This is a genomic window from Aeoliella sp. (assembly GCF_965227375.1).
Taxonomy (GTDB): domain Bacteria; phylum Planctomycetota; class Planctomycetia; order Pirellulales; family Lacipirellulaceae; genus Aeoliella.
On sequence record NZ_CBDDFX010000002.1, the window covers coordinates 1,130,807 to 1,155,457 of the forward strand.

At 61.6% G+C, this 24,651-nt stretch carries 18 protein-coding genes and 1 tRNA gene; 8 read left to right on the forward strand and 11 right to left on the reverse strand.

The genetic code is table 11. The features are described from left to right. Position 1: 1 nt before the first annotated feature. From ACQK2L_RS17690 to ACQK2L_RS17725, 8 genes are all read right to left on the reverse strand, one after another. Complete coding sequence (locus ACQK2L_RS17690) at positions 2–1,213, reverse strand: sensor histidine kinase (protein ID WP_425398361.1); 1,212 nt, start codon at positions 1,211–1,213, stop codon at positions 2–4. Positions 1,214–1,252: 39 nt separating this feature from the next. Continuing rightward, on the reverse strand, positions 1,253–1,834 hold the full coding sequence (locus ACQK2L_RS17695) for a response regulator (protein WP_425398362.1): 582 nt from the start codon (positions 1,832–1,834) through the stop codon (positions 1,253–1,255). 484 nt (positions 1,835–2,318) lie between these two features. Continuing rightward, positions 2,319–4,130, reverse strand: a complete 1,812-nt coding sequence (locus tag ACQK2L_RS17700; protein ID WP_425398363.1) for a glycerophosphodiester phosphodiesterase family protein — start codon at positions 4,128–4,130, stop codon at positions 2,319–2,321. A 41-nt stretch (positions 4,131–4,171) separates the two neighbouring features. After that, positions 4,172–5,296, reverse strand: coding sequence for a sialidase family protein (locus ACQK2L_RS17705; RefSeq protein WP_425398364.1), 1,125 nt, complete (start codon positions 5,294–5,296; stop codon positions 4,172–4,174). 90 nt (positions 5,297–5,386) lie between these two features. Then, positions 5,387–5,644: a hypothetical protein gene (locus ACQK2L_RS17710; protein WP_425398365.1), complete on the reverse strand. Its 258-nt coding sequence runs from the start codon at positions 5,642–5,644 to the stop codon at positions 5,387–5,389. A 121-nt stretch (positions 5,645–5,765) separates the two neighbouring features. Further along, positions 5,766–6,047 (reverse strand): hypothetical protein, encoded by a 282-nt coding sequence (locus ACQK2L_RS17715; RefSeq protein ID WP_425398366.1) that lies wholly within the window; start codon positions 6,045–6,047, stop codon positions 5,766–5,768. A 13-nt stretch (positions 6,048–6,060) separates the two neighbouring features. Beyond that, positions 6,061–6,297: a hypothetical protein gene (locus tag ACQK2L_RS17720; RefSeq protein WP_425398367.1), complete on the reverse strand. Its 237-nt coding sequence runs from the start codon at positions 6,295–6,297 to the stop codon at positions 6,061–6,063. Between the two features lie 56 nt (positions 6,298–6,353). Next, positions 6,354–6,427 (reverse strand) — tRNA-Arg (locus ACQK2L_RS17725). A gap of 234 nt (positions 6,428–6,661) precedes the next feature. On the opposite strand from ACQK2L_RS17725, the gene ACQK2L_RS17730 reads away from it, so the two are divergent. Next, entirely contained in the window at positions 6,662–7,162 is a 501-nt protein-coding gene (locus ACQK2L_RS17730) for a DUF420 domain-containing protein (protein ID WP_425398368.1), read from the forward strand. Positions 7,163–7,785: 623 nt separating this feature from the next. Here the strand turns inward: ACQK2L_RS17730 and ACQK2L_RS17735 are convergent. Continuing rightward, a complete protein-coding gene (locus ACQK2L_RS17735; RefSeq protein ID WP_425398369.1) occupies positions 7,786–8,490 on the reverse strand; it encodes a hypothetical protein in 705 nt (234 codons plus the stop codon). An 853-nt stretch (positions 8,491–9,343) separates the two neighbouring features. Between ACQK2L_RS17735 and ACQK2L_RS17740 the strand changes: the two genes are divergently transcribed. Further along, positions 9,344–11,734, forward strand: coding sequence for an autotransporter-associated beta strand repeat-containing protein (locus ACQK2L_RS17740; RefSeq protein WP_425398370.1), 2,391 nt, complete (start codon positions 9,344–9,346; stop codon positions 11,732–11,734). 162 nt (positions 11,735–11,896) lie between these two features. On the opposite strand, the gene ACQK2L_RS17745 is transcribed toward ACQK2L_RS17740, so the two are convergent. After that, positions 11,897–13,444, reverse strand: a complete 1,548-nt coding sequence (locus tag ACQK2L_RS17745; RefSeq protein WP_425398371.1) for a 2-isopropylmalate synthase — start codon at positions 13,442–13,444, stop codon at positions 11,897–11,899. A 304-nt stretch (positions 13,445–13,748) separates the two neighbouring features. Next, a complete protein-coding gene (locus ACQK2L_RS17750; protein WP_425398372.1) occupies positions 13,749–14,348 on the reverse strand; it encodes a hypothetical protein in 600 nt (199 codons plus the stop codon). Positions 14,349–14,563: 215 nt separating this feature from the next. Here ACQK2L_RS17750 and ACQK2L_RS17755 point away from each other — a divergent pair, with 215 nt between their 5' ends. The 6 genes from ACQK2L_RS17755 (at position 14,564) to ACQK2L_RS17780 (ending at position 24,622) form a co-directional block, all read left to right on the forward strand. Further along, positions 14,564–16,933, forward strand: coding sequence for a PQQ-binding-like beta-propeller repeat protein (locus tag ACQK2L_RS17755; protein ID WP_425398373.1), 2,370 nt, complete (start codon positions 14,564–14,566; stop codon positions 16,931–16,933). 75 nt (positions 16,934–17,008) lie between these two features. Then, the gene (locus ACQK2L_RS17760; RefSeq protein ID WP_425398374.1) at positions 17,009–18,019 is read left to right on the forward strand and encodes an AAA family ATPase; all 1,011 of its coding nucleotides are present in this window, start codon (positions 17,009–17,011) and stop codon (positions 18,017–18,019) included. 377 nt (positions 18,020–18,396) lie between these two features. After that, positions 18,397–18,867 (forward strand): DUF6714 family protein, encoded by a 471-nt coding sequence (locus tag ACQK2L_RS17765; RefSeq protein ID WP_425398375.1) that lies wholly within the window; start codon positions 18,397–18,399, stop codon positions 18,865–18,867. A gap of 42 nt (positions 18,868–18,909) precedes the next feature. Further along, a complete protein-coding gene (locus tag ACQK2L_RS17770) occupies positions 18,910–19,815 on the forward strand; it encodes a DUF58 domain-containing protein (protein ID WP_425398376.1) in 906 nt (301 codons plus the stop codon). Positions 19,816–20,042: 227 nt separating this feature from the next. Then, complete coding sequence (locus tag ACQK2L_RS17775) at positions 20,043–22,316, forward strand: BatA domain-containing protein (RefSeq protein WP_425398377.1); 2,274 nt, start codon at positions 20,043–20,045, stop codon at positions 22,314–22,316. After that, positions 22,313–24,622: a VWA domain-containing protein gene (locus tag ACQK2L_RS17780; protein ID WP_425398378.1), complete on the forward strand. Its 2,310-nt coding sequence runs from the start codon at positions 22,313–22,315 to the stop codon at positions 24,620–24,622. Before ACQK2L_RS17775 ends, ACQK2L_RS17780 begins: the two co-directional genes overlap by 4 nt. Positions 24,623–24,651: the final 29 nt, after the last annotated feature.

Sequence of the window (24,651 nt, forward strand, 5' to 3'; positions counted from 1 at the left end):
GTTAGGACTCCTCGGTCGATAATGGCATTCGCACAGCGAATACGCTGCCAGCTGGACCAGTGCTTTCGAGCTTCACGTTGCCGCCGTGCAGAGTGACAATCCGCCAGCACTTCGACAGCCCAAAGCCCAGCCCCCGGCCCGCCTCGCGACCGCTGTAGAACGGATCGAACATATGCTGCCGAACCTCCTCGGCGATGCCCGGCCCTGTGTCGGCGACTCGCAGCACGGCTTGATTGGCTTCGCGCGCGACCGAAAGCGTTACTTGCCCGTCGTGGCCGATCGCGTCGAGCGAGTTCTGCACGAGCGCGGCGATGGCGACCATCATCTGTGTGGGATCGACCGCCGCGGTGAATGACTCGCTCGCTGGCTCGACGACTAGCTTGATGGCTTGTTCATCGGCGGTCGTTGTCAACTCGCCGGCGACCTTGTCGAGCAACTCGCCGAGATCCGTCGCTTCCAGTTCGAGCGCCGGCGGGCGGGCGAAGAGCATCAGGTCGGAGATCATCTCGTGCGCGCGTATCGCGTTGGCGTCGATCGAGGTGAGCATCCGCCGTCGCTTCGAGTAGGTTTCGTCGCGCAGCAGGGCTTGGGCTCGACCCGAGATGTTCGCTAGCGGATTGTTCACCTCGTGACTGGCGCCGTACGCGAGTTCCTTCATGGCGTCGAGCTTCGCCTGCTCGAGTTGCGTGTCGAAGTCGCTGGAAAGCTTCTCGAACCACGCCAGTCGCTGCACCAAGCGGGACAAACGCCACTCGATGCCAGCAGCGCAGCGGAGGTAGTCTTTGGTTGCTTCCCCAAGTCCAACCGGCCCACTGGCAACTTCGCGGTAGAACCCTGGCGAATCGAGCGCTGGCTCGCCGAACGGCACCGACTGCGCCGCGCGGGCGAGGATGCCGGCCGCTTGCTGGGCAAAGTCGCGCGCGGCGACTTCGTCCACGCGAGTGTAAGCCAGTGTGTGCGGCGCGGCGCTGGCAAGCCGGTGCGATAGGCCATTGGCCAGGTGTTCGGCTAGCTCCTCAACGGTCGCTGCTTCCACGGCCGGGCAGGCATTCGCCCAGCGGCACATCCATGGATCGACTAGCAGAGCGGCCGAGAGGATATCGACCGCACCATTCGGTTCCAGCAGCGCACTCTCCACCGCCACGGCCGAAGCATCCGCCACGGCGATGGGCGCGGCGCCCGAAGCAGAACATAGAGCGGGCAACCACAACATGAAACGACTATTCCGTTCGAGCGGTCACAAGCCGCGGCTTTAGCTAGCGGAGGCCGATTCAAGTTCCAGTAGCTGGCACACGCGAGCGGACAGGGCGTCGATGTCGAACGGCTTTTTCATGAAGTCGTTCGCGCCGGCGTCGCGGAGCTGCTGAATGCGGTCTTGCTCCACCATGCCCGAGATGCAGATGATCTTTACCTCATCCATCGACTTGTCGCTTCGCACCAACTGGCACACTTCCATGCCGTTGATGTCCGGCAGCATTACGTCGAGCACCACCAGGTCGGGGCCAAACTCCTTGATCATCATGCCCGCACCGAAGCCGTTGTTCACACTTCGCACGTCGAATCGTCCGTCGCGCTCAAAGTGGTCGACCAAGAGGTCTACCAGATCCTCGTCGTCGTCGACGATCAGGATCTTCCGCTTGCCACTATCGAGGGCGTCGGTCGGGATGCCGTTGTCCCGCATGAAGGCGTACAGTTGGTCGCGGGGGATGCGGCGGAAGCGGCTGCCGGGCACGCGGAAGCCTTTGAGTTGTCCCGAATCGAAGCAGCGGATGATGGTCTGCTGACTAACTTTGCATATCTTCGCGGCTTCGCCGGTTGTGAACACGGTTTTCATACGCTCAACCACCTCTCTCCTTAGTCATGTGAGCGGAACGACCTTCGCTTGCCAGCTTCATGTTGCCAGCATTCGCAATCGGTTTTCGTCCCTGTGTATTGCCGCAGCGACAAAGCCCCCTTAGCTCCTGTCTGCCGCAAAGTGCAAAAAGTTCACCTTTTGCACAATTCTACACGTCTCTGCAAACAGCAACATCCACCGCTTTCGCCGAGGTTGCCTGGTTTGCCAGACGTGAGCGGATTATATCGGGTGAGGCGGGCCCGTCAAGGCTGATTCACAATCCCTAAGTGTTTGTCAATAAATGACTTATGTGTAAATGCCTCTTTCGCCTGGGCAGACAAGTTTTTTTCACGGCCCGCCGGCAGCAAGTGGACGTTTGGGGGCACCGGGGAACAAACACAAATCGCCAAGGCTGGGGACGCTGAGTCGATTTCGCTCCGTGTTGTCTTCAATTCTCCGTTCATAACTCTCGCCAGCTACGCAACTACCATTCCGCTGCCAGCGATCGCAGCCACCGCTCGGGGAGCGACATCGCCGATCGCTCCAGCAGCACTTGTTCGGCCAGCGGGACGTCGTCGGTGATCACGTAGTCCACCCCGCGGCTGATCATTCGCTCGAGCGACTCTTGGTCGTTCAGAGTCCAGGCGGCAACTTGCTGATTGCGGAAGTGCGCCCTGGCGATGAAGCTGGTTGTCGCCAGGTCCATGCGCACCGCCAGCAGGTCGACGTCGACCGTCGTCAGGTCGCCCAGTTTCACAGCCGTGAGCAAACCAACTCGCCACTCGGGGCGTAGCTCGCGGATTTTGGCAACCATGTTCGCGTCGAGCGAGATGATGATCACCTCGTCGGCCATGTCGTGCTGCTCGACCAGTTCCACAACTCGCTCTTCCAGTTGCTGGTCGAATCCATACTGCTTCAATTCGATCACCACCCCTACCCTGCCCTTGCACAACTCGAGTACCGCATCGAGCGTGGTGACCTGCTCGCCATGGAATTTCGGCGCGAAGCTGCTGCCGATGTCCAACGCTTCGAGTTCTTCGAGCGTTGAGCTATGAATCTCAATCGGCGAACCGGCGATCCGCTTCATGTCGCGATCGTGCACCAAGGCCAGCCGCCCGTCGCTTGTTTCCTGCACGTCGATCTCCACCCACTGCGTGCGATCGAGGATCGCCTGACGCACGGCGGCCAGGGAGTTCTCCGGGCCGTGTGTGCCACCGCCGCGGTGGGCGATGATCTCGACGTCGTCCACCAGTTTCACTCCGGCCAGCGAAGCAGCGCCGATCAACCCGGCGACGCCCACCGCAACAAGCGCTGCAATCCCCAGCCGGAGCCGACTCCAAGTGAACCACTTCGAATCGTCAGGCGACTCTTCGGGGGGCGACTCGGCGATGGCCGCCGCGGACGACTCGTCGAGCTGCAGCCAGAGCTTCCATACGATCAAAGCGAAGCCGACGACCGTAATCAGGTGCACCACGAACGACAGCAGTAAATGCACGAGCGTCAGCACGCCCACCACCACGGCCAGCGCCGCGAGCGACTCGAATCGCCCGGCCAACCAGTGGCCAACCATCAAGTAGCCACCGAAGAGCGCGGCCGGTGCGAACACAACCAATGCCAGCCAGCCAAGTAGCCACCGACCGATCCGCCACTGCCGGCCGCTGGAGAGCTTTCGGCTTTCGTCAATCGACTCGCGCACGCCCATTCGTCGCACTACCAATAGTGGAACGCTCAGCACCCGCGCGGCGAACCACCAAGCTAGCATCACCGCAGCGACGAGCGAGATCGCACCGCCAAACGCGACCGCTACCCAAAACGCGGTAGGCTTTTCGGCCAGATAGAAATTGATATCGTGCCCAGTGAGCAGCCACCAGTACACCTGGCCGAGCGCCAACGCGTAGGGCAGCGCCAGCACCACGCCCGAGGCCATCAGCAGGGTGCCCAGCTTCACGGTGGTCCATGTGTCGGTCGCTGCGCCAGATATCGCCGAAGTAACGCGTGGCCGCCGGCCCGCAGCGCTGGCCCACAGGATGCGAAGCAGCACGGCCTGTTCGAGCACCAACGCCGCCAGCGCCAGTCCGCCGACGCACAACAGAGCGACGATGCCGATGGGGCTGACCACGAACTTCAGGATGTCTTCATCCGCCAGTACGGTCCGCCCGGAAGCCTCGACAAACGCACGAAACGCCAACGCAACGATCGGTGCGATGACCACCGCGGCCGCCAGCTTGAACAGGATGTCGGCCGCGACCAACGGTCGCCAGCACTTCCAAAAGGTATGAAACAGATCAGAGAGCATGAAGCATAGTTTAACCGAAGATCGAAGCAGCTACGCGACGTTTACTCAGCGATAGACTGGGTGTTAATGCCAAGTCGTGTGAAGTTAAGTCGCTCGTGGTAGTTGTTATCGCCTTGCTCGTACAGCAAGCCAACCACGCCGTCGGCCAGTTGAATCAATTCCGAGTAGCCCGCGTGCGTGTTGTTGATCGACGCGATGCGTCGCCACTGGGTGCCATCAGGGCTGTGCCACAGGGCCAGGTTCTTGCGGCCGGGACCTTCAGGAGCCGAGAGCAACAAGCCAGCGAGTTCGCACTCGCCCTTCGCTTCGATGGAGGCCAGCCCTGCTTTGATGGGCGCCATGTCGGCGTCGATCTCGGGCGCGAGATTCGCGTCGGTCCAAGTCGCTCCGTCGTCGCGGCTAAGGCTGAATGCGCGGTGGGGCTTACCGGCGTTGGTCCGCTGGGTCATGTACAGCTCGCCACTCGGAAGCCGGGCGATGGCGCTCTCGTTAATGCCGGCAATGGCGGCCGGAATGTGGGGGACGCCGCCGGCTTGCCACGTGGCGCCGCCATCGTCGCTGTACAGCACGCCCGCGCGGTACTCTTCGGCAACTCGAATCGTTCCGTTCACCCAAATCGGCGCGATCAAGCGGCCACTAGCCGCCTGCAAACCAGCCGCCGGTCCCGCCCCCAGACGCGTGATCTTGAAAGGAACATCGAGCGACTGGGCCACCGCGGTGATGTCGATCGGTTCGCTGAACTCGCCAGAACTGCGGTCGAGGTGAGCGACGAACATCTCGCGATTGTTGCGGCTGAACATCAGATGCAGCTTGCCATTGGATCGATCGACCATCGGCGTAGGTTGCCCCATGGTGTGGTCGCCGTCGTCGAACAGCAATTCGGTGGCCGACCAGGTCGCACCGCCGTCGGTGCTCTTGCGCATCACTAAGTCGATGTCGCCATGATCGCTCGACGAGTTCTTCCTCGCCTCGGCAAAGGCATAAAGTGTACCATCCGGCGTTTGAGCCATCGCGGGAATGCGGTAGGTGTGGTACCCGCCAACGCCGCCGACAAACAGGTCCTGCGAGTCGATGGCAACGTCCGCACTGCTCGTGGCGGCGGAGGTTGTGAAGATCGCCAGCGCAATCGTCGATAGCAATCGGGCAGCGAGTGGCAGGTGGCTCATCCGTCTTTCTCTTAGCGACAGGCACGTGTTGGACTCAGTCCCAGTAGAAGCTGCGGCCGATGGGATTGCAAGCGAAGCGAAAGTGCCGCGCTACTGTCGCTCCGCCTCGCGGGCAGCTTGCACCAACGTGGCGGGATCGTCAGCGTAGAACTCCACATAGCCGCACTCGCCACATATCCACGCCGACACGGTGCAGCTCTGCTGGCCTTTGAATAGCCAAGCAGTCGGGTTTCGCTCAACGCCAACCTGCATCTCATGCTGCACGCCGTAGTCGAAGTGGTCGATCGTCTTAGCGTCGCGAACGATCTCAGTCGAATTGCACTTGGGGCACTGGTCGGAGTGTTTCATGGTATCTGGTGGGAGGAGTTGCGTTGGAATTGTTGAGAGATTGTTCGCTGCAGAGACGCCTTTATTGGACCGCTTGTAGCTGCCGTCGCTAGACGGCGGATGTCTTGCCTAGCGAGTGCGATCAATCTGATTTGGCTCTATCTAACTTCAAGTGTTCAGCGACCAGATCCTGCATGCCTACAAGCCAAGCATAGGCTGTCTGCTCATCCTTCAGGTAGATGCATTTTGCAAGCTCCTGCCAAGGAAAGGGGCTGCTAACTAGTGCAAGATGAATGCCAGTCAACAATGCCTCTTGGTACTCGATTGCCATGCCATCGCAATAAGACGCTACAATTTCTCGCATGTCTGAGATGCCACAATCCACGCCGCATGCCACCCCTCCCCCGATGAACTGATGGAACATGTACTCTGGGTCTCTAAATCTTGGTATGTCGTGCCACGGCATCGCTGCAGTCCTTACAAAGTTGAAAAGGCGGTTGCTGAACACGGCTCCTTGGTTTCGGGTGGGACACCTGACCAGCTTTCTTGCCGAGCAGCGACTCGGCTGTTGGGATCGCGCTTCCCCAAAGTCCTTCGAACGGCGCGCCCATCGCATCGCCGACCGCGCTGCCGAAAATCGTGCCGAGGACTTGGGAGGTGGAAGGGTTACGCATAGAGAGGTCCGAATTCCACCGAACCCGGCTACCCGTGCGAGGAGGACGACGCGAAGTACCCCAGACTGGATTCGAACCAGTAACCTCTGCCTTCGGAGGGCAGCGCGCTATCCAGTTGCGCCACTGGGGCTGGTGAGGGCGTCGTTGTTTTCGGCGACTTATGTGGGACAATGCCCGGCCGCGGAAGGTTCGAGGAAGCGATCCCCGTGCCTCAACTATACTCGCGCGGGGCGGAATCTCGCAATTGGGCCCCCATCTGCCTGGGAGTGGATTGCCGTGGGTGGAGCGAACGTGGGGTTCGTCCCGCGGCCCGACTGGCCTAGAATCGGTGGACTTCGAGAGATCCCACTTGGTGGAGAGTAGCATGGAGTTTCCTGGCATCGATGGTTTCCTGGGCACGCGGGCGTCGCTGATGCTCGATGTGGTCTTTGTGGCCATGTTTGCCGTGATTCCGGTGATGGGCGTGAGCATCGCCATGGCCCGATACAAGCAGCGTTGGCAGTTGCATAAGACCATCCAGCTCACGCTAGCCACGGTGCTGCTGGTGGCCGTGGTGGCGTTTGAGGTCGACATGCAGTTCGTGACCGACTGGGAACTGCGAGCCGAACCGTCGCCGTACTTCACGATGGACCACAAGTGGTCCTCGCCGGTCGGCGTATCGCTGTTGATCCATTTATTCTTCGCCGTGCCGACGGCCTTCATTTGGGTCTACGTCGTTAGCGGCGCGGTGAACCGCTTCCCCCAGCCACCGACGCCCAGCGACTACAGCGCCCGCCACAAACTGTGGGGCCGCATCGCGGCGATCGAGATGACCATGACCGCGATCACCGGTTGGGTGTTCTACTACTTGGCCTTCGTGGCTTAACGCGAAAAGCTCGCGCAGCGAGCAACTAGCCGGAGAGCGACGTCTCTCCGGAACCAAGCGATCTCTACCAAATCGTTTTGGGCCAACTGTGGTTCTGGGCCAACTGGGGTTTTGGTCCAGTTCTACATCCATTGGCCCAAAACCCTGGGCGTATTGGTCCACCCCACTTCCAAGAACTCCTTGTTTTACAGTGTCTATCGATCGAGCGGTGGTCCAAAACCCACCACGTTTTTCCCCGCATGTTTCCCGCTGGCCCAAAACCCAGATAGTCGCGATCCGCTCCGCGAATCAGCGTCAGCATTGACACGACGCTCGTTTCTGTGAGCAGCGCTTCCGACGACGCGTAGGTCGTCGGCTATTGGACCTACGGCTCCGATATTACGGGACGCAGCCTCATTAGATCACACGACTGCGGCAGTTCAACCGCGACTTTTTTACACATCGGATTTTGTGCAAATGGGAGCCGAACGCACTGAGGTGATGTACTCCGACAGCAGTTCTCAGCCATTAGACGAAGTGCCTCAGAGGCAGGCTCACCGATTCGGGAGCCGCAGTTCAGTGAGGTGAGCGACTAGATGTAATGCGATGGAGTCGTGAAGGTTCCCGAGGCTCAATCGAACTCATCAGTGAGTGCTTGCTGAGGCGCGCAGGATCAACCACGGAACCCCTATTGCACTGAGCAAAACCAACGAAGCGGGCTCGGGAACGACTCTCACGGTCAACGAGTTTACGTTGTACCTAACCGAGCTCTGTAGACTAAAGGAGGTCAGGTTGGCGGCGATGTACTCCTGCGCCATCTGAAAATCGGCTTCGTTGGCGTAGTCTTCGCGAACGACCTTGAAGCCAAGGTCGGACTTGGTTGAAATCTGCACCAAAGCTGTTTCGAATTCCTCTGGGTCGATCTCGCTTGGCAACGATACCGAGTCGAAGACCGAATTGTCGTGACCCCTCAGCGACAAGAATGCGGCGTCGAGCAATGTCTCTGAAGATTTGCTGACCCGCACGATGAGTGGCGAAGATGGCAAATCGGGCACGAATTCGAGAGGAAACGCCAACTTCAAATTGACGGCAGCTTCAGCTCCGACCTCGTTGGAGATTGTCGGGAGTCCATCGAATCGAGAAATCGTCGCTATCAGCGAGTCTCGCGAAGAGATTCCTGTGGGGTAGTCGTAAACAATAAGGCTCTCTTCCGAGGAACTGCTAGTGACTGGTCCAAGCTCCGGCATGTTGAAAGACACCGTTGAAGCCAGCGAGCTGTAGTGTCCGCTTGTAGGGAATGGATGCACGCCCGTGGCCGCGGCCATAGGTTCATACAACAACTCGCCCATGATGGACGAATTCTCTTCGATCCAGGTATCCAGCCCAGAGTCGGGTCGGAAGGGCGAACTGGAGAATGGTACGGGTGGAAACGTGAATAGACTGGTTGGAGCCGGTGTGGAAATAGTTGCTCGCCCGAGCGTCAGCGATACCGATGACAGCGTGGTCGCCGCTCCAACGGTCGATGGTATCGGCCGCTCCCCGGTGAACTCGATGTACACCTGCTTGTCACTTGCTGCGTCCGCGAAGCTTGTAAGCACGAACCCAAGCGCAAGCAGGACAAGAAGCCAATTGGTAGATATGCTGCGGCCCCAAAATCCACTGCCTGGCGTCCAGTTGCTAGGATACATTGGCAATCCACCTCTTCTCATCAAGTTATTTACTCAACGGATCAACTGCTGCGTCCGCACTAGCTCATCTTACGAGAGTTTCCTAGAGGCTATTCCGCGGCTGATCGAAATGATGGCGTTTTCTCTCAATCTTCACATAGCGCGACACGGCTTACTATTTGGAACAAAGACATCAGTTCGCCGCTGACCAAGTATCGCAACCTGGACCTGGGGGCGGCGCACTGGGCCAAACGCTCTCGCCGGTCCGGGCTGAGGCGAAACTGCCCCAGCGTGACGCTCAGATATTTTCGGACCTCGGTGGACCGCTGCGCCTAAGACGCCTGGCCAATTTCCTGATGTTGGTCCAACCGCAGCCGCTCAAGGAAATAGGTTAACTTTGCTCACGTCGCCTGCGTCGATAGAGCCGGACCAGAACTGTCGGCGAGTTCGTCAAGAATCGGCCCATCGGCATCTCGATCTGATACAATCATGGCTCTGCCGAACACTGAGTCTACCGTCGAAAGGTTGCCATCAAATGATCCGCATCGCTATTTCCGCTGCGTGGCTGGCGTATCTTGTGGCGTTTTCCAGTGAGTCCTCGGCACAACGGGCGTATTTTTCACTGACAGGCGACATTGCCGCAGCAAACGGCCAGGTCGATTTCGGCGTGGACATCGCCCGCGACGTCAGCAAGCCGGAGTTTTTTCGCTTTGAGACCGATAGCTTCGCCGGCGGGCTAAACGCCGCGGGCGATGTGATCTCGTCGTCGGGGTTCGACTCGCAACTCGAATTGTTGCTCGGCGCTTCGTCGACCTTGGCGCTAAGCAACGAGATCGACGACGGTGGCTCCGGCGAACCTGACTTCGACGCCTTGATCTCATGGGACAATGTGCAAACGATTGGCGACCCGTTGCCCAACACGCTCGCGGCTGGCTTTCCCTATCGACTGGAACTGACCGGCGTCAACAACGACACCGGCTTCTGGGCGAACGAACTAGTGGGCCCGGCCGACGCGCTCCTGTTCACGGGCGCGACGGGGGTTGGTAGCGGTTCGGTCCGGTCGTTGAAGTTTGGCACAACCGGCGCCGGCGCCGCGCCCGCGACGTACGACCACTCTGTCGGCAGTGGCGACTTGACCCTCACGGAAGATCTCGTGGTGGCCAACACCGGCAGCGCAATCCTGAATCTCGATGGTGGAACGATCTCCGTCGGCGGCACCGCGACGATCAACGCGGGCGGCGTCGTCCACATCGCCGGCTCCGGAGCGCTCGACGCCCCGGGTGGCGTTCATGTGAATGGCGGTCAGATCGTGATGAACAACACCACCGGCCTGCAAAACGCCACGGTGATTCTCAACGATGATGACGGTCTGGACATCACGACTAACGCCGTTGATGCCACGCTGGGAGGTCTTGCTGGATCGGGCGGCCTCGACCTCGGCGGCCAAATCGTCACCACCGGCGCGGCCGGCGGCGACACCGCCTACAGCGGTGTGGTCACCGGGACCAACGCGTCGCGGCTGCGGCACAACGGCGCCGGTGTACTCACCATCTCCGGCGGTACAGAGGCCAATCCTTCGAACTTCGGCACGCTCAGCGCCGATGGCAGCATGGGCGGCCTGGTGGTTGATGGCGCCCGCATTGACCTCAGCAGCACTACGCTGGCGTTTGGTGGGAACACCGCCATTTCCGGTTTGGGCGGCGACATCACGCTGCAAGGCGGCGCCGACGTGCGGATGCCCTCCACGTCGATCGCTGGTACGCGGAGCTCCACGCTCACACTGAGCGGCGCCGGCACTACACTCACCGGCCATCGAATTCAGTGCTCCGCCACCGGAGCGCTCATCATCGAGCAGAGCGCCAGCCTGGAACTGAACAACACGATCGCCGTCGGCCTGTTTGGAGACGCGGCGACGACGTTCGACTTGGTGGTGCGGTCTGGCGGCAGCTTGACGGCGCCCCTCGTCGGCATCGGCGACGGCGACACGACGCGGGCCGACGCGGTCGTCACCGGCGCCGGTAGCCAGATGACAGTCGCCTCGCTCTTGTCGATCGGCGCCACGGGATCGACGGCCGACGGCGCGGCTGGAACGCTCACCGTTGAAGACGGCGCGATGGTTGAGGTGAACAACCTGTTGCGGCTGGATAACGACGTTAGCAGCCTGACCGTCAACGGCGGTACGGTGCGGGCCGGGCGACTGGATTCCGCCGTCGGAGTAACGCCGACGGTCAGTATCTCCGATCCCGCGGACGGCGCAGCGCTCACCGTCGGCGTCGCCAACAGGAGTTCAACCTTTCTCGGCGTGATTCAGGACGCCGCTGGCGGGCCGGGTTCACTCAAGAAGATTGGCACGGGGACGTTTACGCTCACCGGCGCCAACACTTACACGGGCGACACGATCGTGGACGCAGGAACGCTCCGAATCGACTCGGGATTCCTTGCGGACTCGAGCGACGTGCTGCTCGACGCCGCCGCGACGTTCGACCTCGACTTCGTCGGCACGGACCTCATCGACGAGTTCTTCCTCGATGGGATCTCCCGCCCCATCGGAACGCACGGCGCCATCGGCTCCGGCGCCGATTTCGAGTGGACGCAGATTACTGGAAGCGGCGTGCTGCAAGTATCGACCTTCGCCGGCCTCGCGGGAGACTACAACAACGACGGAGTTGTCAATCTGTCCGACTACACGGTGTGGCGCAACAACTTGGGTGCTGCACCGGGAACGTTGCCCAATGATATTGATGGCGACGTGATTGACACCGATCAGTATGCAACCTGGAGGGCGAATTTTGGGGCAACGCTGCCCACAGCTGCTATACAGTCTAAAGCTGTGGTTCCCGAGCCCAGTGCGCTCGCACTGATGGTAATTGGAGTTTTTCTGATTTACCGACCCAGTCTTGATCGCCCTTTTGCAAAGCTGTGCTGACACCGCATACCGGTACAAGGGATTGCTCTCGCTCAACATCGACTTCTGCAGATTGCCCCAGCCGTCAAGGCGCGGCGGTGAAAACGACCTCCGTAGATTGCCAGCTTGTGCAATACCAACGGTCACGACTCCGCGTTCTCCGTGCCCTCCGTGGCGAATCCATCAAACCGTATCCCGATAAACCATCTCCGTCGGCTCGCCCGACGTCAGCGCGATCCGGTTCACCGCGTTCAGGAACGCCAGGGTGCTGGCCTCTACGGTGTCGGTCGAGACGCCGCGGCCGCGGTAGACTCGGCCTTGGTACTCCAGTTCGACGGTCGACTCGCCTTGGGCGTCTTTGCCCTGGCTCACGCTGTGCACGCGGTAGTCGCGGACGGTTACCTGGGTGCCGATGATCTTCTCGATCACGCGGAACAAAGCATCGAGCGGGCCGTCGCCACCGAAGAACGTGTCGGTTTGCTCCTCGCCACCTTTGCTCAGCGTGACCGTGGCCGAGGGAATGCCCTCGCCTTCGAGCTTTAACTCGTACCGCACCAACTGCCACTGGTCGTCGGCCATGCTCACTCGCTTGTCGATCAGCGCGGCGATGTCCGAGTCGTACACTTCTTTCTTCTTGTCGGCCAGTTTCTTGAAGGCTTCGAACACCTCCTGCAGTTTCTCGCCTTCGAGGTGATAGCCGAGCGCCCTGGCGCGGTCGGCCAGCGCGGCGCGGCCGCTGTGTTTGCCCATCACCAGGTCGGTCTTCTGGAAGCCGACATCCTCGGGCCGCATGATCTCGTAGGTGGTCGGGTTCTTGAGCATGCCATCCTGGTGGATGCCCGACTCGTGGGCAAAGGCATTGCGACCGACGATCGCCTTGTTGCGCTGTACTTCCAGACCAGTGACGCTGGAGACCAAGCGACTGGTGGGCACCAGGCGGGTGGTGTCGATTCGTGTATCGTGGTCGAAGTAGTCGCTGCGGGTGCGGAGGGCCATGACGATCTCTTCCAGCGAGCAGTTACCCGCTCGCTCGCCGATGCCGTTGATGGTGCACTCTACCTGACCCGCGCCGTTCTCCACGGCGGCCAGGCTGTTGGCCACCGCGAGCCCGAGGTCGTTGTGGCAGTGGACGCTGATCACCGCTTGGTCGATGTTCGGCACGCGATTCACGAGGTCGCGAATCACTCCGCCCATGTGCGTCGGTGTGGCGTAGCCGACCGTGTCGGGGATGTTCACCGTCGTAGCGCCGGCAGCGATGGCCGCTTCGACCACCTTGCACAGAAAGTCCGACTCGGTCCGCGCGGCGTCTTCGGGACTGAACTCGATGTTCGACGTGTAGCCCTTCGCCCGCTCGACGCCCGCTACGGCGCGGCGGATGATTTCGTCCTTGTCCATCTTGAGCTTGAACTCGCGATGGATCGCGCTAGTGGCCAGGAACACGTGGATCCGCGGATCGTCGGCCTCTTTCACCGCCTCAGCCGCGCGGTCGATGTCCTTCTCGTTGCACCGCGCCAGACCGCACACGGTGGCTCCCTTCACCACGCGGGCGATGGCCTGCACCGCCTCGAAGTCGCCGGGCGAGGCGATCGGAAAACCGGCTTCGATCACGTCGACCTTCAGATCCACTAGCGCCTGAGCGACCTCCAACTTCTCGGCCAGATTCATGCTGGCGCCAGGAGATTGTTCGCCGTCGCGGAGCGTAGTGTCGAAGATAACGATGTTGCGTGACATGGAAGGGTTCGTGTTTTCTGAGGTTGGAAGGAAGCAGAAACGAAACAAAAAAACCCCAAGGCTGGGAAGCCTCAGGGTTTTGGGAAGTTGCAAACGTGAGAGATGCAGGAACCCTAAGGCGTGCGCGGGGCAAGCAATAGTAGAGCCAGGCTTAGAAGGGTTGCTGCAATCATGTCAGTAGGGTAGCTGACCAACCGAGGGCGGTCAAGGTTCGCTGGGAAAATGCTCGTAAAGGGCAACCCAACCGACAATATCCCTAGAAAAGCGCATCCACCGGCTTGCCCTTCGCGGCGGAACCACGCACCTATTTTCTCCGAAAAGGCCACCCATCGTAGGCCTTTACGAATTCGTAGACTTGAGGCTCCAGCCCTTCCTTCTCGGGATTGCGCTCGACATATCGAATCCGAGAGCGAACATCGGCTTCGGAGTAAAGAAAGACTGCGTATGGTCGTTCGGACCACACAGGATGACCGTCAGCGATATCGGCCATTTCGCGGAGGTCCATGCGAGCACGATCGGCCACTTGGCGCCACATCTCCGTGGCGTTGTCTCGATGTGCACGAAGAACCATGTGCATGTGATTCGATAGTATTGCGAGTGCCCACGCCGTGTAATTTCGTCTGTCGACGGTTGCTGCTACTGATTCGGCAAGCTTGCCGCGATGCTTATGACTGATCCAGAACTTATGGTGCGTGAGCAAAGATCCCGCAGATCGTTGGAACTGCTTCAACTCACTCCGCGACGGCTGCAATTGCTTTGGCTTGCGGCCTTGGTGAATCGGCCCCAGTGAGTCGAGTTTGGCATCGCGCATTTGCTCGCTACCACTGCCACGCGGATCGTTGGGAAGCCAATGACCATAGAGAGTCCAAATCAAATGATGTGCGACAATCGTGCGGCGGGACATGGTGAAAGTCTGAACAAGCGGTGGCGAGGTTTCAAGTATTTCGAGAACCTTCCCCAGGCCGCGAAGGGCAAGCCAATGGGGCAGTTTCCAGCAAACTCTGTATTGGCTGGCCGCCGTTGGCCCTAAATGCCCTATTCCCCCACGTAATTTCGCAGGGAACCATTATCTTCCCTCATGCATCTAACCTCACGACTGGCATTTGATATAATCCCCCCATGCACCGACTGCTACTACCGCTGTCGCTGGTACTCGCCTCGCAAGCCCTTGCTTTCGTGGAGTTGATGCCTGTGCCACAGGTCTCGACCACCGAGGCCAGGGTGTTGGCGGCCACGAGTAACGTGGAGCGGGAGCTCGCACAGATCGACGTGCTGGTCGAAGCGTCCGCCTGGGACGAAGCGGTCGATGCACTGCTGCGGCTGGCGGACGAGTCCTCTACCGAACTCTTGGCGGTAACCGACGACCAGTACGTGCCAGTTTCGACTGCCGCTGGAATGCGGATTGCGCGGTGGCCGGCCGCAGGCATGGCCGTCTATCGCCAGCGCGTTGACGCGGCGGCTCGCAGTCTCTACGAACGCGGCATTCGAGAGCGAAACCGCAAGCCGCTACTCGCGGTGGTCGACGACTACTTCGCCAGCAGTGTGGGCGATGACGCGCTGCTCGCCCTGGCCGACATGGCCCTCGAGGCGGGCCAGACCAACCTGGCGCGTGGGTACCTGCTACAACTCTCGGCCAGAACGCTCACACCCGATGGCCGCCCTTGGGGATTGGCGCTCGGGGGTGCGGACCTGAACGACGCCAAGGTGCGGCAGGCGGTGCAAAAGCAGGTCGCCGCGCCGACCACTTCACAAGCTTCGATACTCGTCTATCCCGATACCGACATTCCCGCCGCCGATATCCTCGCCCGATTGGCGATGGTGTCGATTCGCGAGCAGTCGTTCGATCGCGCTCAACGCGAACTGGCGGTGCTCGAAATCGCGTTTCCCAACGCCGAAGCAACCATCGGCGGCCGGCAAGCGAAGCTGGTCGACGCGGTTGCGGGGACGCTCGCTTCGGCACGCGAGTGGCCCGCGCCCACGCCGCTCAGCGCCTGGACCACCTACGGCGGCGACGCCACGCGCGGCGGAACCGCCGGGCCGCTGGGCGACCTGTCGCAAACCACATGGCGCCGCCGGTTGGTGCAAACGCCGATTCAGGTCGGACCGCAGCCGCAGATCTTTCTGGACCTCAACGGGCGACTGGTTCAGCCCACTGCCAGTCGGCCGCAGCCTCAATTCGTGTACCCATTGGTCTCTGGCCCAGCGGTAGCGATTGAGCAAGAGGGCAAATGGCTGGCCCTCGATCCGGCGACCGGCAAGCTGCTGTACGGCAAGGCCAACGACCCGCTGGCCATGCGGCGGAACGGCGACCGCGTGGTACGAGTCGAGAATCGCGACAACCCGATCCGCCGCCCGATGGGGGAGGCGCGAGCACAGATTCGCATTCAGGTGGGTGGCAACGCGCCCGTGGTGATTAAGCGCCGCGGTATTGAAGGCCGTGCCGTACTCGGCGCGAATGAACTTGCGGCACTGCAAGAAATTGGCATACGAAGGGGTGTAAGGACTTGGTCAGAGAGTTCGCCCACTCCCCTGGCGGCGATGTCTGGTTCGATGTTGTATCACGCCAAGTCCGACGGCCCGCAGCGTCAACGCCTGGAAGCGATCGACTTGGATGCCGAAGGAAAGCTGCGACTGGAAATCGGGTTGGGCGAGTCGAATCAGTTGAGCGGCCCTCCGGTAGTAACCGATCAGCACCTCTACCTTCCGCTGCGCGAAGCGGCGGCCGGCGGGCGGATCGAAATCGCCTGCTACGCTCGCAACACGGGTCGGCAGTTGTGGCAAGCGGCCGTGGCTTCGGTGGCCGCGGACGCATCGACTGCCGCCGATCTGCTGGTGATGGGCGAGGGTATGCTGTATCTCTCCACCGAAGGCGGAGTGATCGTCGCGGTGCGCGCTAGCGATGGTCGCGTGATGTGGGCGCGAACCTACGAGCGCAAAAACTCCACCAAGCCGAACGACCTGACTCAAGTCGCCAGCCGTTCGCACGGCGCGGCGATGCTCGCCGAGGGCGCACTCGTCTGCGCTCCGGCCGACTCGCCCACGATGTTCGCGCTCGATCCGGTGAGCGGTCGCACGTTGTGGACCAACGATCAGGCGTGGGACGTCGACCACCTGCTGGGCGCTGCCAGCGGGCGACTGATCGCCACGGGGCGGCAGTTGTGGATGATCGACCCGGTGACTGGCGAAACCCAATTCGTGTGGCCCGATAATAAAGCGGTCGACATCACCAGCAGCGGCCGCGGCTGCATCGCGGGCGACGAAATCTTCTGGCCCACCGAGCGGGCGATCTACGTGTTCGACAGCCGCACCGGCCAGCAGTCCCGCAATCCGATCGCATTGGATAAACTGGGTGGCGTCGGCGGTGCGAACCTCGTCCCCTGCGGCGACGGACTGCTAGTCGCCACCAAGAGCGAGCTGATTCTGCTGGGCGACAAACCCCCCGCCGAAGAAAAGCCAGAACCTAAACCCACCACACTCTCCCAGCGCTAAACTACCCGCCTACAAACTCACCTACTACCCTACTCACCCACTAACTTACTCACCTACTCCCTTACTAACCTCACTATGCTTGGCGAAAACGACCTCGACGATATTCGGCACCTCGGACAATGTTACGAGCGGCTTACCTCGGAACTCGGCAAAGTGATCGTCGGACAGCACGACGTGGTCGAGCAACTGCTGATCGCCATGTTCGCCCGCGGGCACTGCCTGCTGGTGGGCGTGCCGGGGTTGGCAAAGACGCTACTAATTCGCACGCTGGCCGACGCCTTGTCGCTGCGATTCAGCCGCGTGCAGTTCACGCCCGACCTGATGCCGGCCGACATTACCGGCACCGAGGTGATCCAAGAAGACAAAGCGACTGGCGCCCGCGAGTTCCGCTTCCTCGAAGGCCCGCTGTTTGCCAACATCGTGCTAGCGGACGAAATCAACCGCACACCGCCCAAGACGCAAGCCGCACTCTTGGAGGCGATGCAGGAAAAGCAGGTCACCGTCGGCGGCAAGCGCTACGCCCTGCCCGAGCCGTTCTTTGTGCTGGCCACGCAGAACCCGATCGAGCAGGAAGGCACCTACCCGCTGCCCGAGGCGCAGCTCGACCGATTCATGTTCATGGTGCAGGTCGACTACCCGGATGCCGATGAGGAACTGGCGATCGTCAAGCAAACCACGGCCGACTTCGAAGCCACCGTCACCGAAGCGCTCACCGCCGAGGAGATCCTGAAGCTCAGCCACGTGGTTCGCCGAGTGCCGATCGCCGACCACCTGGCCAAGTACGCGATCGCCATGGTCCGCAAGACCCGAGTCGCCCGCGGCACCGGCGACGATCTGGTAACCAAGTACGTCAGCTGGGGCGCCGGCCCACGCGCCAGCCAGTACCTGGTGCTGGCCGCCAAAGCCCGCGCCGCCCTCGCCGGCCGCCACTGCGTGGAGCGCGACGACCTGGAAGCGGTCGCCCGCCCGGTACTCCGCCACCGCTTGATCACGAACTTCAACGCCGAAGCCGATGGCATCACCGCTGACGACGTGGTCGACCATCTGGTGAAAACCACCAGCGTCGAAGCCGAATCGGCGGCTTAGGTTCGGGGTTTAACCACGGAGGGCACAGAGATCACGGGGCCTCAGGCGCAGCCGAACGGACACCCAATTCGTTTAAACAGGAGTAAACGGAGGAAACAGAGAGTACAAAGCCGCGCCCCGTGGTAATGCTAAAGATGGCCCGCGAATCCACGCGAAGTACGCGAATAGGAAGAGCATGGCATCGAAATCTTCCCCGAAGGGGAAACACATCGTAGCCCAGGGTCAGCGGAGGCGAGGTACGAGCCGAAGCGCCACCCTGGGAAATAGCAGAGCGACACGGCGGTCGAGGAGTAAATCTTCCATCCGTCGGTGTGTGACCGAGACCGCAATGGGCCGCGATTTCCTACGAACGTACGAAGGAGCAAAGGTATCGGTAAGTGAGTTCTGAAGAAGCCAAAGAATTGATCCAGCGGGCATTTGCCGACACGCCGCATCCTGGTAACGGGCGCGAGGATCTTGCTGTTGAAATCTACGATGACGAGGGAACCACGGAGCACTTCAGGTTCACGAAATGGGAAGATCACAGCGTTGAGCAATTGCGTCAGCACTGTTCATCACTGGGATTCTTCACTGGTCCAGCATTTCGCTACTTCCTACCTGCCTACATGATTGCCGAGCTCGATGACCCGAAGAGCGCCGACGTCATTGGAGAGTCCATTGAGTATTTCCTTACCGAGAAGCCAAGCCATAAGAAGAAGCGGCTTGCCGTGTCTGAACGAGGGGAACTGTTCAACCAAGACGAACGCCTGGCAATCGCCGCCTTCCTCGAAGTCATGTTCGACCGATACCCCAGCCAACGTACGATGTCGACCCTAGAAGCTTGGAACCAGTGGAGAGATGCCGAGTAACTCTCCGTGACCTCTGTGTCCTCCGTGGTTAGATCCCAACTAATGCCCACCGAAACCGTCAACTTCCTCGACCCCGCGGTCCTCGCCAAGCTCGAAGGCTTGCAGCTCCGCGCTGCGCGGATCGTCGAGGGGTACGTAAGCGGTTTGCATCGCAGTCCCTATCAAGGCTTCTCGGTCGAGTTTGCCGAGCATCGCGAGTACGTGCCGGGCGACGATTTGCGGTACGTCGACTGGAAGGTTTTTGGCAAGACCGACAAGGTTTATCTGAAGCAGTACGAGGAGGAGACGAACCTCATCTGCTACCTGGTGCTCGATACCAGCGAAAGCATGCAGTACCAGAGCGAGATGGCCGCGATGAGCAAGCTGGAGTACGCCCAGTGCGCGGCCGCTTCGCTCGCTTATTTGGTGATCCATCAGCAGGACAGCGTCGGCTTGGTGACGTTCGACGACGCGGTGCGGCAGTTGGTGCGGCCCAGCTCGAGCGCAACGCACCTCTCGCAGCTCATTGGGGTGATGGAACAGGTCGAACCGGTGCGTAAGACGCGTACCGGGCCGATCTTCCACGAACTGGCCGAGCGACTCACCCGTCGCGGCATTGTGTTCATCCTGTCCGACCTGTTCGACGACGCCGACGAGATGCTCGCTGGGCTGAAACATTTTCGCCATCGCCGGCACGACGTGGTGGTGCTGCACACGCTCGACCCGGCGGAGCTCGACTTCCCGTTCCAGCACGCCACGCTGTTTCACGGCATGGAAGAGCTGGGCGATCTGTTGGTCGAACCGGCCCAATTGCGGCGTGCGTACCAGGAAGAGATCAACCGCTTTACGGCCAAAGTGCGCGCCGGCTGCCTGGCCCAAGGCGCCGACTACGTGCAGGTCCGCACCGACATGCCACTCGACGCGGTGCTGACAACGTACCTGTCGCACCGCCGCCGCCGGGTTCGGTGATTAACCACAGAGAGCACAGAGAACACAGAAGTAAAGAGTGGAACGCGACAAAACCAAAAATGCAAATCGAATGTTCATGAATGTATTTACCCACGGATGCACACGGATGAAACACGGATACTCAGAGCTGGAAATCTCTGCGTTCCCAGGTCAATCCGTGTTGATCCGTGTGCATCCGTGGCTAATACCTAAGCTCGGCCACTCATCCCGGCTTTGCACCTCCTCCCGTGTCCTCCGTGTACTCCGTGGTTAATCAGATCCTCCCACCGCTGGCATTTGGATTCGGCAACCTTGCCATGCTTGGCTGGTTGGGGGCGGCGGCTGCGCCGATTTTGATTCACTTGTGGATGCGGCACACGCATCGCGATACGCGGTGGGCGGCGATGGAGTTCCTCCGCGAGGCGATCAAACGCAACGCGCGGCGGCTGAAACTGCAGCAGTGGTTGCTCTTAGCGGTGCGAACCTTGTTGCTGCTCCTGTTGGCTTTGGCTGCCGCAAAGCCCTACCTCAGCGGTTGGAACATCCTGACTGGCGGGCCGAAGGTGCATCGCATACTAGTGCTCGATGGCTCGATGTCGATGCAATACACGGCCGGCGATCAAAGCACGTTCGAGCGGGCCAAGCATCTGGCGGCCAAGACGCTCGAACAGGGCCGCCCGGGCGATGTTTATTCGCTGGTGTTGCTCTCCGATCCACCGCAAACCATCGTCGCTGGCCCAGTGGCGGACGCGCGGCGCGTGGAGGCTCAACTTGCTTCGCTCGAACCAACTTACGGGCCGGGCACGCTGGCCGATACGCTCACCACGATCGACACGCTGGTCTCCGAGGCATCCACGGCGCAACGCGACCTCGCCGCGCACGAAGTGCTGCTGTTTACCGACCTCACGACCGGCACCTGGAGCGGGGCGGCCGAAGGCACGGCGGCCGCTGAGCAGATCGACAAACTGGCCGAGCGGGCGAAGTTCACCGTGGTGGATGTCGGCGCGGTCGATCCTGCGAACGTGGCCGTGAGCGACCTGCGCATCGCCGGCACGCTGGCGACGACCGTCGAGCCGCTGCTGGTCGAGTGCGAGATCACCAACTACGGCCCGGCGGCTGTTTCGGATGTGGTGGTGCAATTGGTGGTCGGCGGCAGCAGCGTCGACGAACAGACCGTGTCGCTTCCCGCCGGTGGTCATACGACCGTGTCGTTCGACGCGCGTTTCACCCAACCTGGTTGGCAAGCGGTGGCCGTTCGCACCTCGGGCGACAACCTGGCGGCCGACGACGAAGCGTGGCTCGCCGTGGATGTTCGCCAACGCGTGCGGGCGCTGTTGGTCGAAGGGCAACCCGGCGCCGCGCGGTACCTGCGTCATGCCTTGGAACCCGGCGGCGGCACTTCGCCCATCGAGGCATCAGTGGTGCCCGAAGGCGCGCTGGTTGATACTCCTTTGGACGACTTCGACTGCATCTTCCTCTGCAACGTGGCGCGGCTGACCGGCAGCGAGGCAGAGTTGCTCCAACGCTACACCGAACAAGGCGGCACGCTGGTGTTCTTCTTGGGCGATCGCGTGCTGCCCGAAGCATACAACGAAGTGCTGGCCGGCGCGGCCCCGCCGCCGGAGCGAATCTCGAACCTCTTGTACGCCGGCGAGGCGCCGCAAGTACGACTGGCGCAAAACTCGGCCAGCGTTACGCCGGAGGATGCGACCAGCAGCTTGCTTCCCGTGTCGATCGGCCCGCTACGGTCTAACGACACCAGCGGCATCAACCCGCTCGACTATCGCCATCCCATCGCGGCGGCGTTCCGTGGCAGCGAGCGAGCCGGGCTGCTCTCGACGCCCGTGTCTCGCTACTTCGAACTCACACCCGATGAAAACGCCGAAGTGGCGCTCGCCTTGCCAAACGGTGATCCGCTGCTGGTGACCAGCGCCCGCGGCCGCGGGATGGTTGCCGTGGTAGCCACGTCGGCGACGCTCGACACGGTGGACGCAGCCACGTCGCAACCCTGGACCATGCTACCCGCCTGGCCGAGCTTCTTGCCGATTGTCCGTGAGCTCGTCGCCTATGGTATCGGCGAAAGTCGCGGGCATAACGAGCGGACCGTTGGAGAGTTGCTCGACGGATCGCTGCCGGCGAGTTGGGCGGAGAACATGATCCGCATTGCACGGCCCGGCGATCGCACCGATTCGGTGCCCGTCGAACGCACGCCTAGCGGCGCCCGGTGGAATTACGCTTCGAGCGACCGTCCTGGTGTGTTCTCCGTCGAAAGTGAGCAAGGCAGCAAGCCACTTGCCAAGGTGGCGGTGAACGTGCCGGCGAGCGAGAGCAACCTGGCGCGCGTCGATACAGCGGTGCTGCCGAGTGTGATGACGATTCACACCGCAGCGGCCGACCTCGACAGCGCGAGCGGCGACCTGGTGGCCGACACCACGTTGCACCGCGCGTTGTTGTACACGGTGCTCGCGTTATTGTTGATCGAGCCAATCATGGCGTGGGCATTCGCCGGGAGGGCCGCATGATGCTCCTGGCGCAAACCGATGCTGTGCACCAAACGCAGTGGCAACTCGAAACGCATTGGACCTGGGCGCCGTGGTTCACCGTGCTGTTCGTCGTGGCCGTGGTGCTAGGCGTGGCGTATCTGTACGCCCGCGAAACCTCGCCCGCGGGCCCCGTGTATCGCGGCCTGTTGGGCGTGTTGCGGCTGACGACCATCGCCCTGGTGCTGGTGATGCTGAGCGAACTACTGCTCTCCGCTACACGTAGCGGCTTGCCACGATTAGTCGTGTTGCTCGACACCTCCGCCAGCATGGGGCTCGATCAGCCGGGAGATCCGAGTAGTCGCGAGACCCGCTTGCAGGCCGCGCGGGCGTTGTTTTTGGCCAACAACGCCGAGTTGATCGAACAGTGGCAGGAGCAATACGTGGTGGAGTTTGCCACCGTGGCCGATGGCACCAAGCGCATCGACGCCGAAGGCACGCAGGAACTTGCCGACGCGCTCAAGAGTCTCAACACCGATGGCCCCGAGGCAGCCCAGTCGCGACTGGGCGACGCGGTCGCCTCGGCGATCGACGCACGTCAAGGCACATTGCCGGCGGCGGTGGTGATCGCCACCGACGGGCGAACCACGGCTGGGCGGTCGCTCGACGAAGTGCGCGAACTCGCGCGGCGGCGCGGCGTGCCGATCTACGCACTGGGCTACGGCGCCACCACGGCCCCGTCGGACGTGCGGGTCACCAACTTGCTGGCCGATCGCCGGGCGTTTGTCGACGACCTGGTGGCGATCGGCGTCACGCTCGAGACGACTTCGCTCGCCGATAGAACCATCAACGTGAAGGTACGCGACACCGCTACCGGGAACGTCGTCGCCGAGCAAGCGGTCGAAGTCACCAGCGACACGTTCTCCCATCCGCTGCAACTGGTCGTGAATCCCGACCAACAAGGCGAGACGACGTATTCCATCGAAGCAGATGTTGTCGAAGGCGAGCGCGACACCGACAACAATCGACTGACGCACGTGGTGGACGTTCGCGACGACCAGGTTCGCGTGCTGTTGGCCGCCGGCTATCCGAACTACGAGTTCCGCTATCTGAAGAACTTGCTCGACCGCGATTCGTCGTTCGAGCTGACCAGCTACTTGCAGGAAGCCGACCTCGACTACGCTTCGCAGGACGCCACGGCCGTGGCGACTTTGCCGGTGGACGAAAAGGCGCTCGATGAGTTCGATGTGCTGGTGCTCATCGACCTCAATCCACGATTGCTGCCGCCGCGATGGTGGCAGAACACCGAACGCCACGTGGCCGAACAGGGCGGCGGGCTCGTGCTGGTTGCCGGGCCGCGGCACTTCCCCTGGCAGTACACCAGCAACAGCCCTGTCGCCACGCTCTCGCCGGTGGAACTCCGTTCGGCGGGTCGCGCCGGCGGAATGTACGACGGCGGCTTCGACCTCGAACTTACCCCGCTGGGTCTCGACACGCCCGCCATGCAGCTCGGTGCGTCGCCGGCGGAGTCGGCCACCATTTGGCAACAGTTGCCACCGTTCTACTGGTACGCGGCCGCCGAGAACCTCAAACCTGCCGCCCGCGCGCTGGCGGTGCATCCCACGGCGCGCACTTCGGATGGCTCGCCGCTGCCGCTGGTGGCCACGCAGTACGTCGGTGCGGGGCGCGTGTTGTATCACGGTGTCGACTCCACCTGGCGTTGGCGGTTCCGCGTGGGCGATGTGTTCTTTGCTCGTTACTGGGGGCAGACGCTCCGTCAACTCGCGCGGACCAAGCTACTCGAAGGCAACGAAGAGGCCGAGATCCTGGGCGACCGCGAGCAGTACGACCTGGGCCAGCCGGTGCGACTTGGTTTGCGGCTCGATGGTAAGGAACTGGCGACGCTCGATCGGCAGATCGAGCTGTTGCTGATGACCGATGGTCAGCCCAATCGCCGCGTGCCGCTGAGCGCCAGTCGCATCTCCGCCGGGCAATTGCAGGCCACCGTGAGCGACCTTCCGCCGGGACACTATCGCGTGTCGGTAGCGGGCGGCGGGCTTGAGAAACTGCCCGCTGCGGGCGAGTTCACCGTGCTCGCCCCGCCCGGTGAGCTAGCCGACGAGACGATGAACCAGGCGGGACTCCAACAACTGGCCGAGGCGACCTACGGCCAGTTTTACACGGCAGAAACCGCCTCGCAGCTGGCCGGCGACCTGCCGATGGGCGACCGCGTGCCGCTGGAAGTAATGCCGCCGATAGAATTATGGAACCGCTGGTGGATGCTGGCGGCGATCACCGCGTGCCTGTCGACCGAATGGATTTTGCGTAAACGCCGCGCCATGCTGTAGCATGGGGTGATAGAAAACTTCGCCCTCCA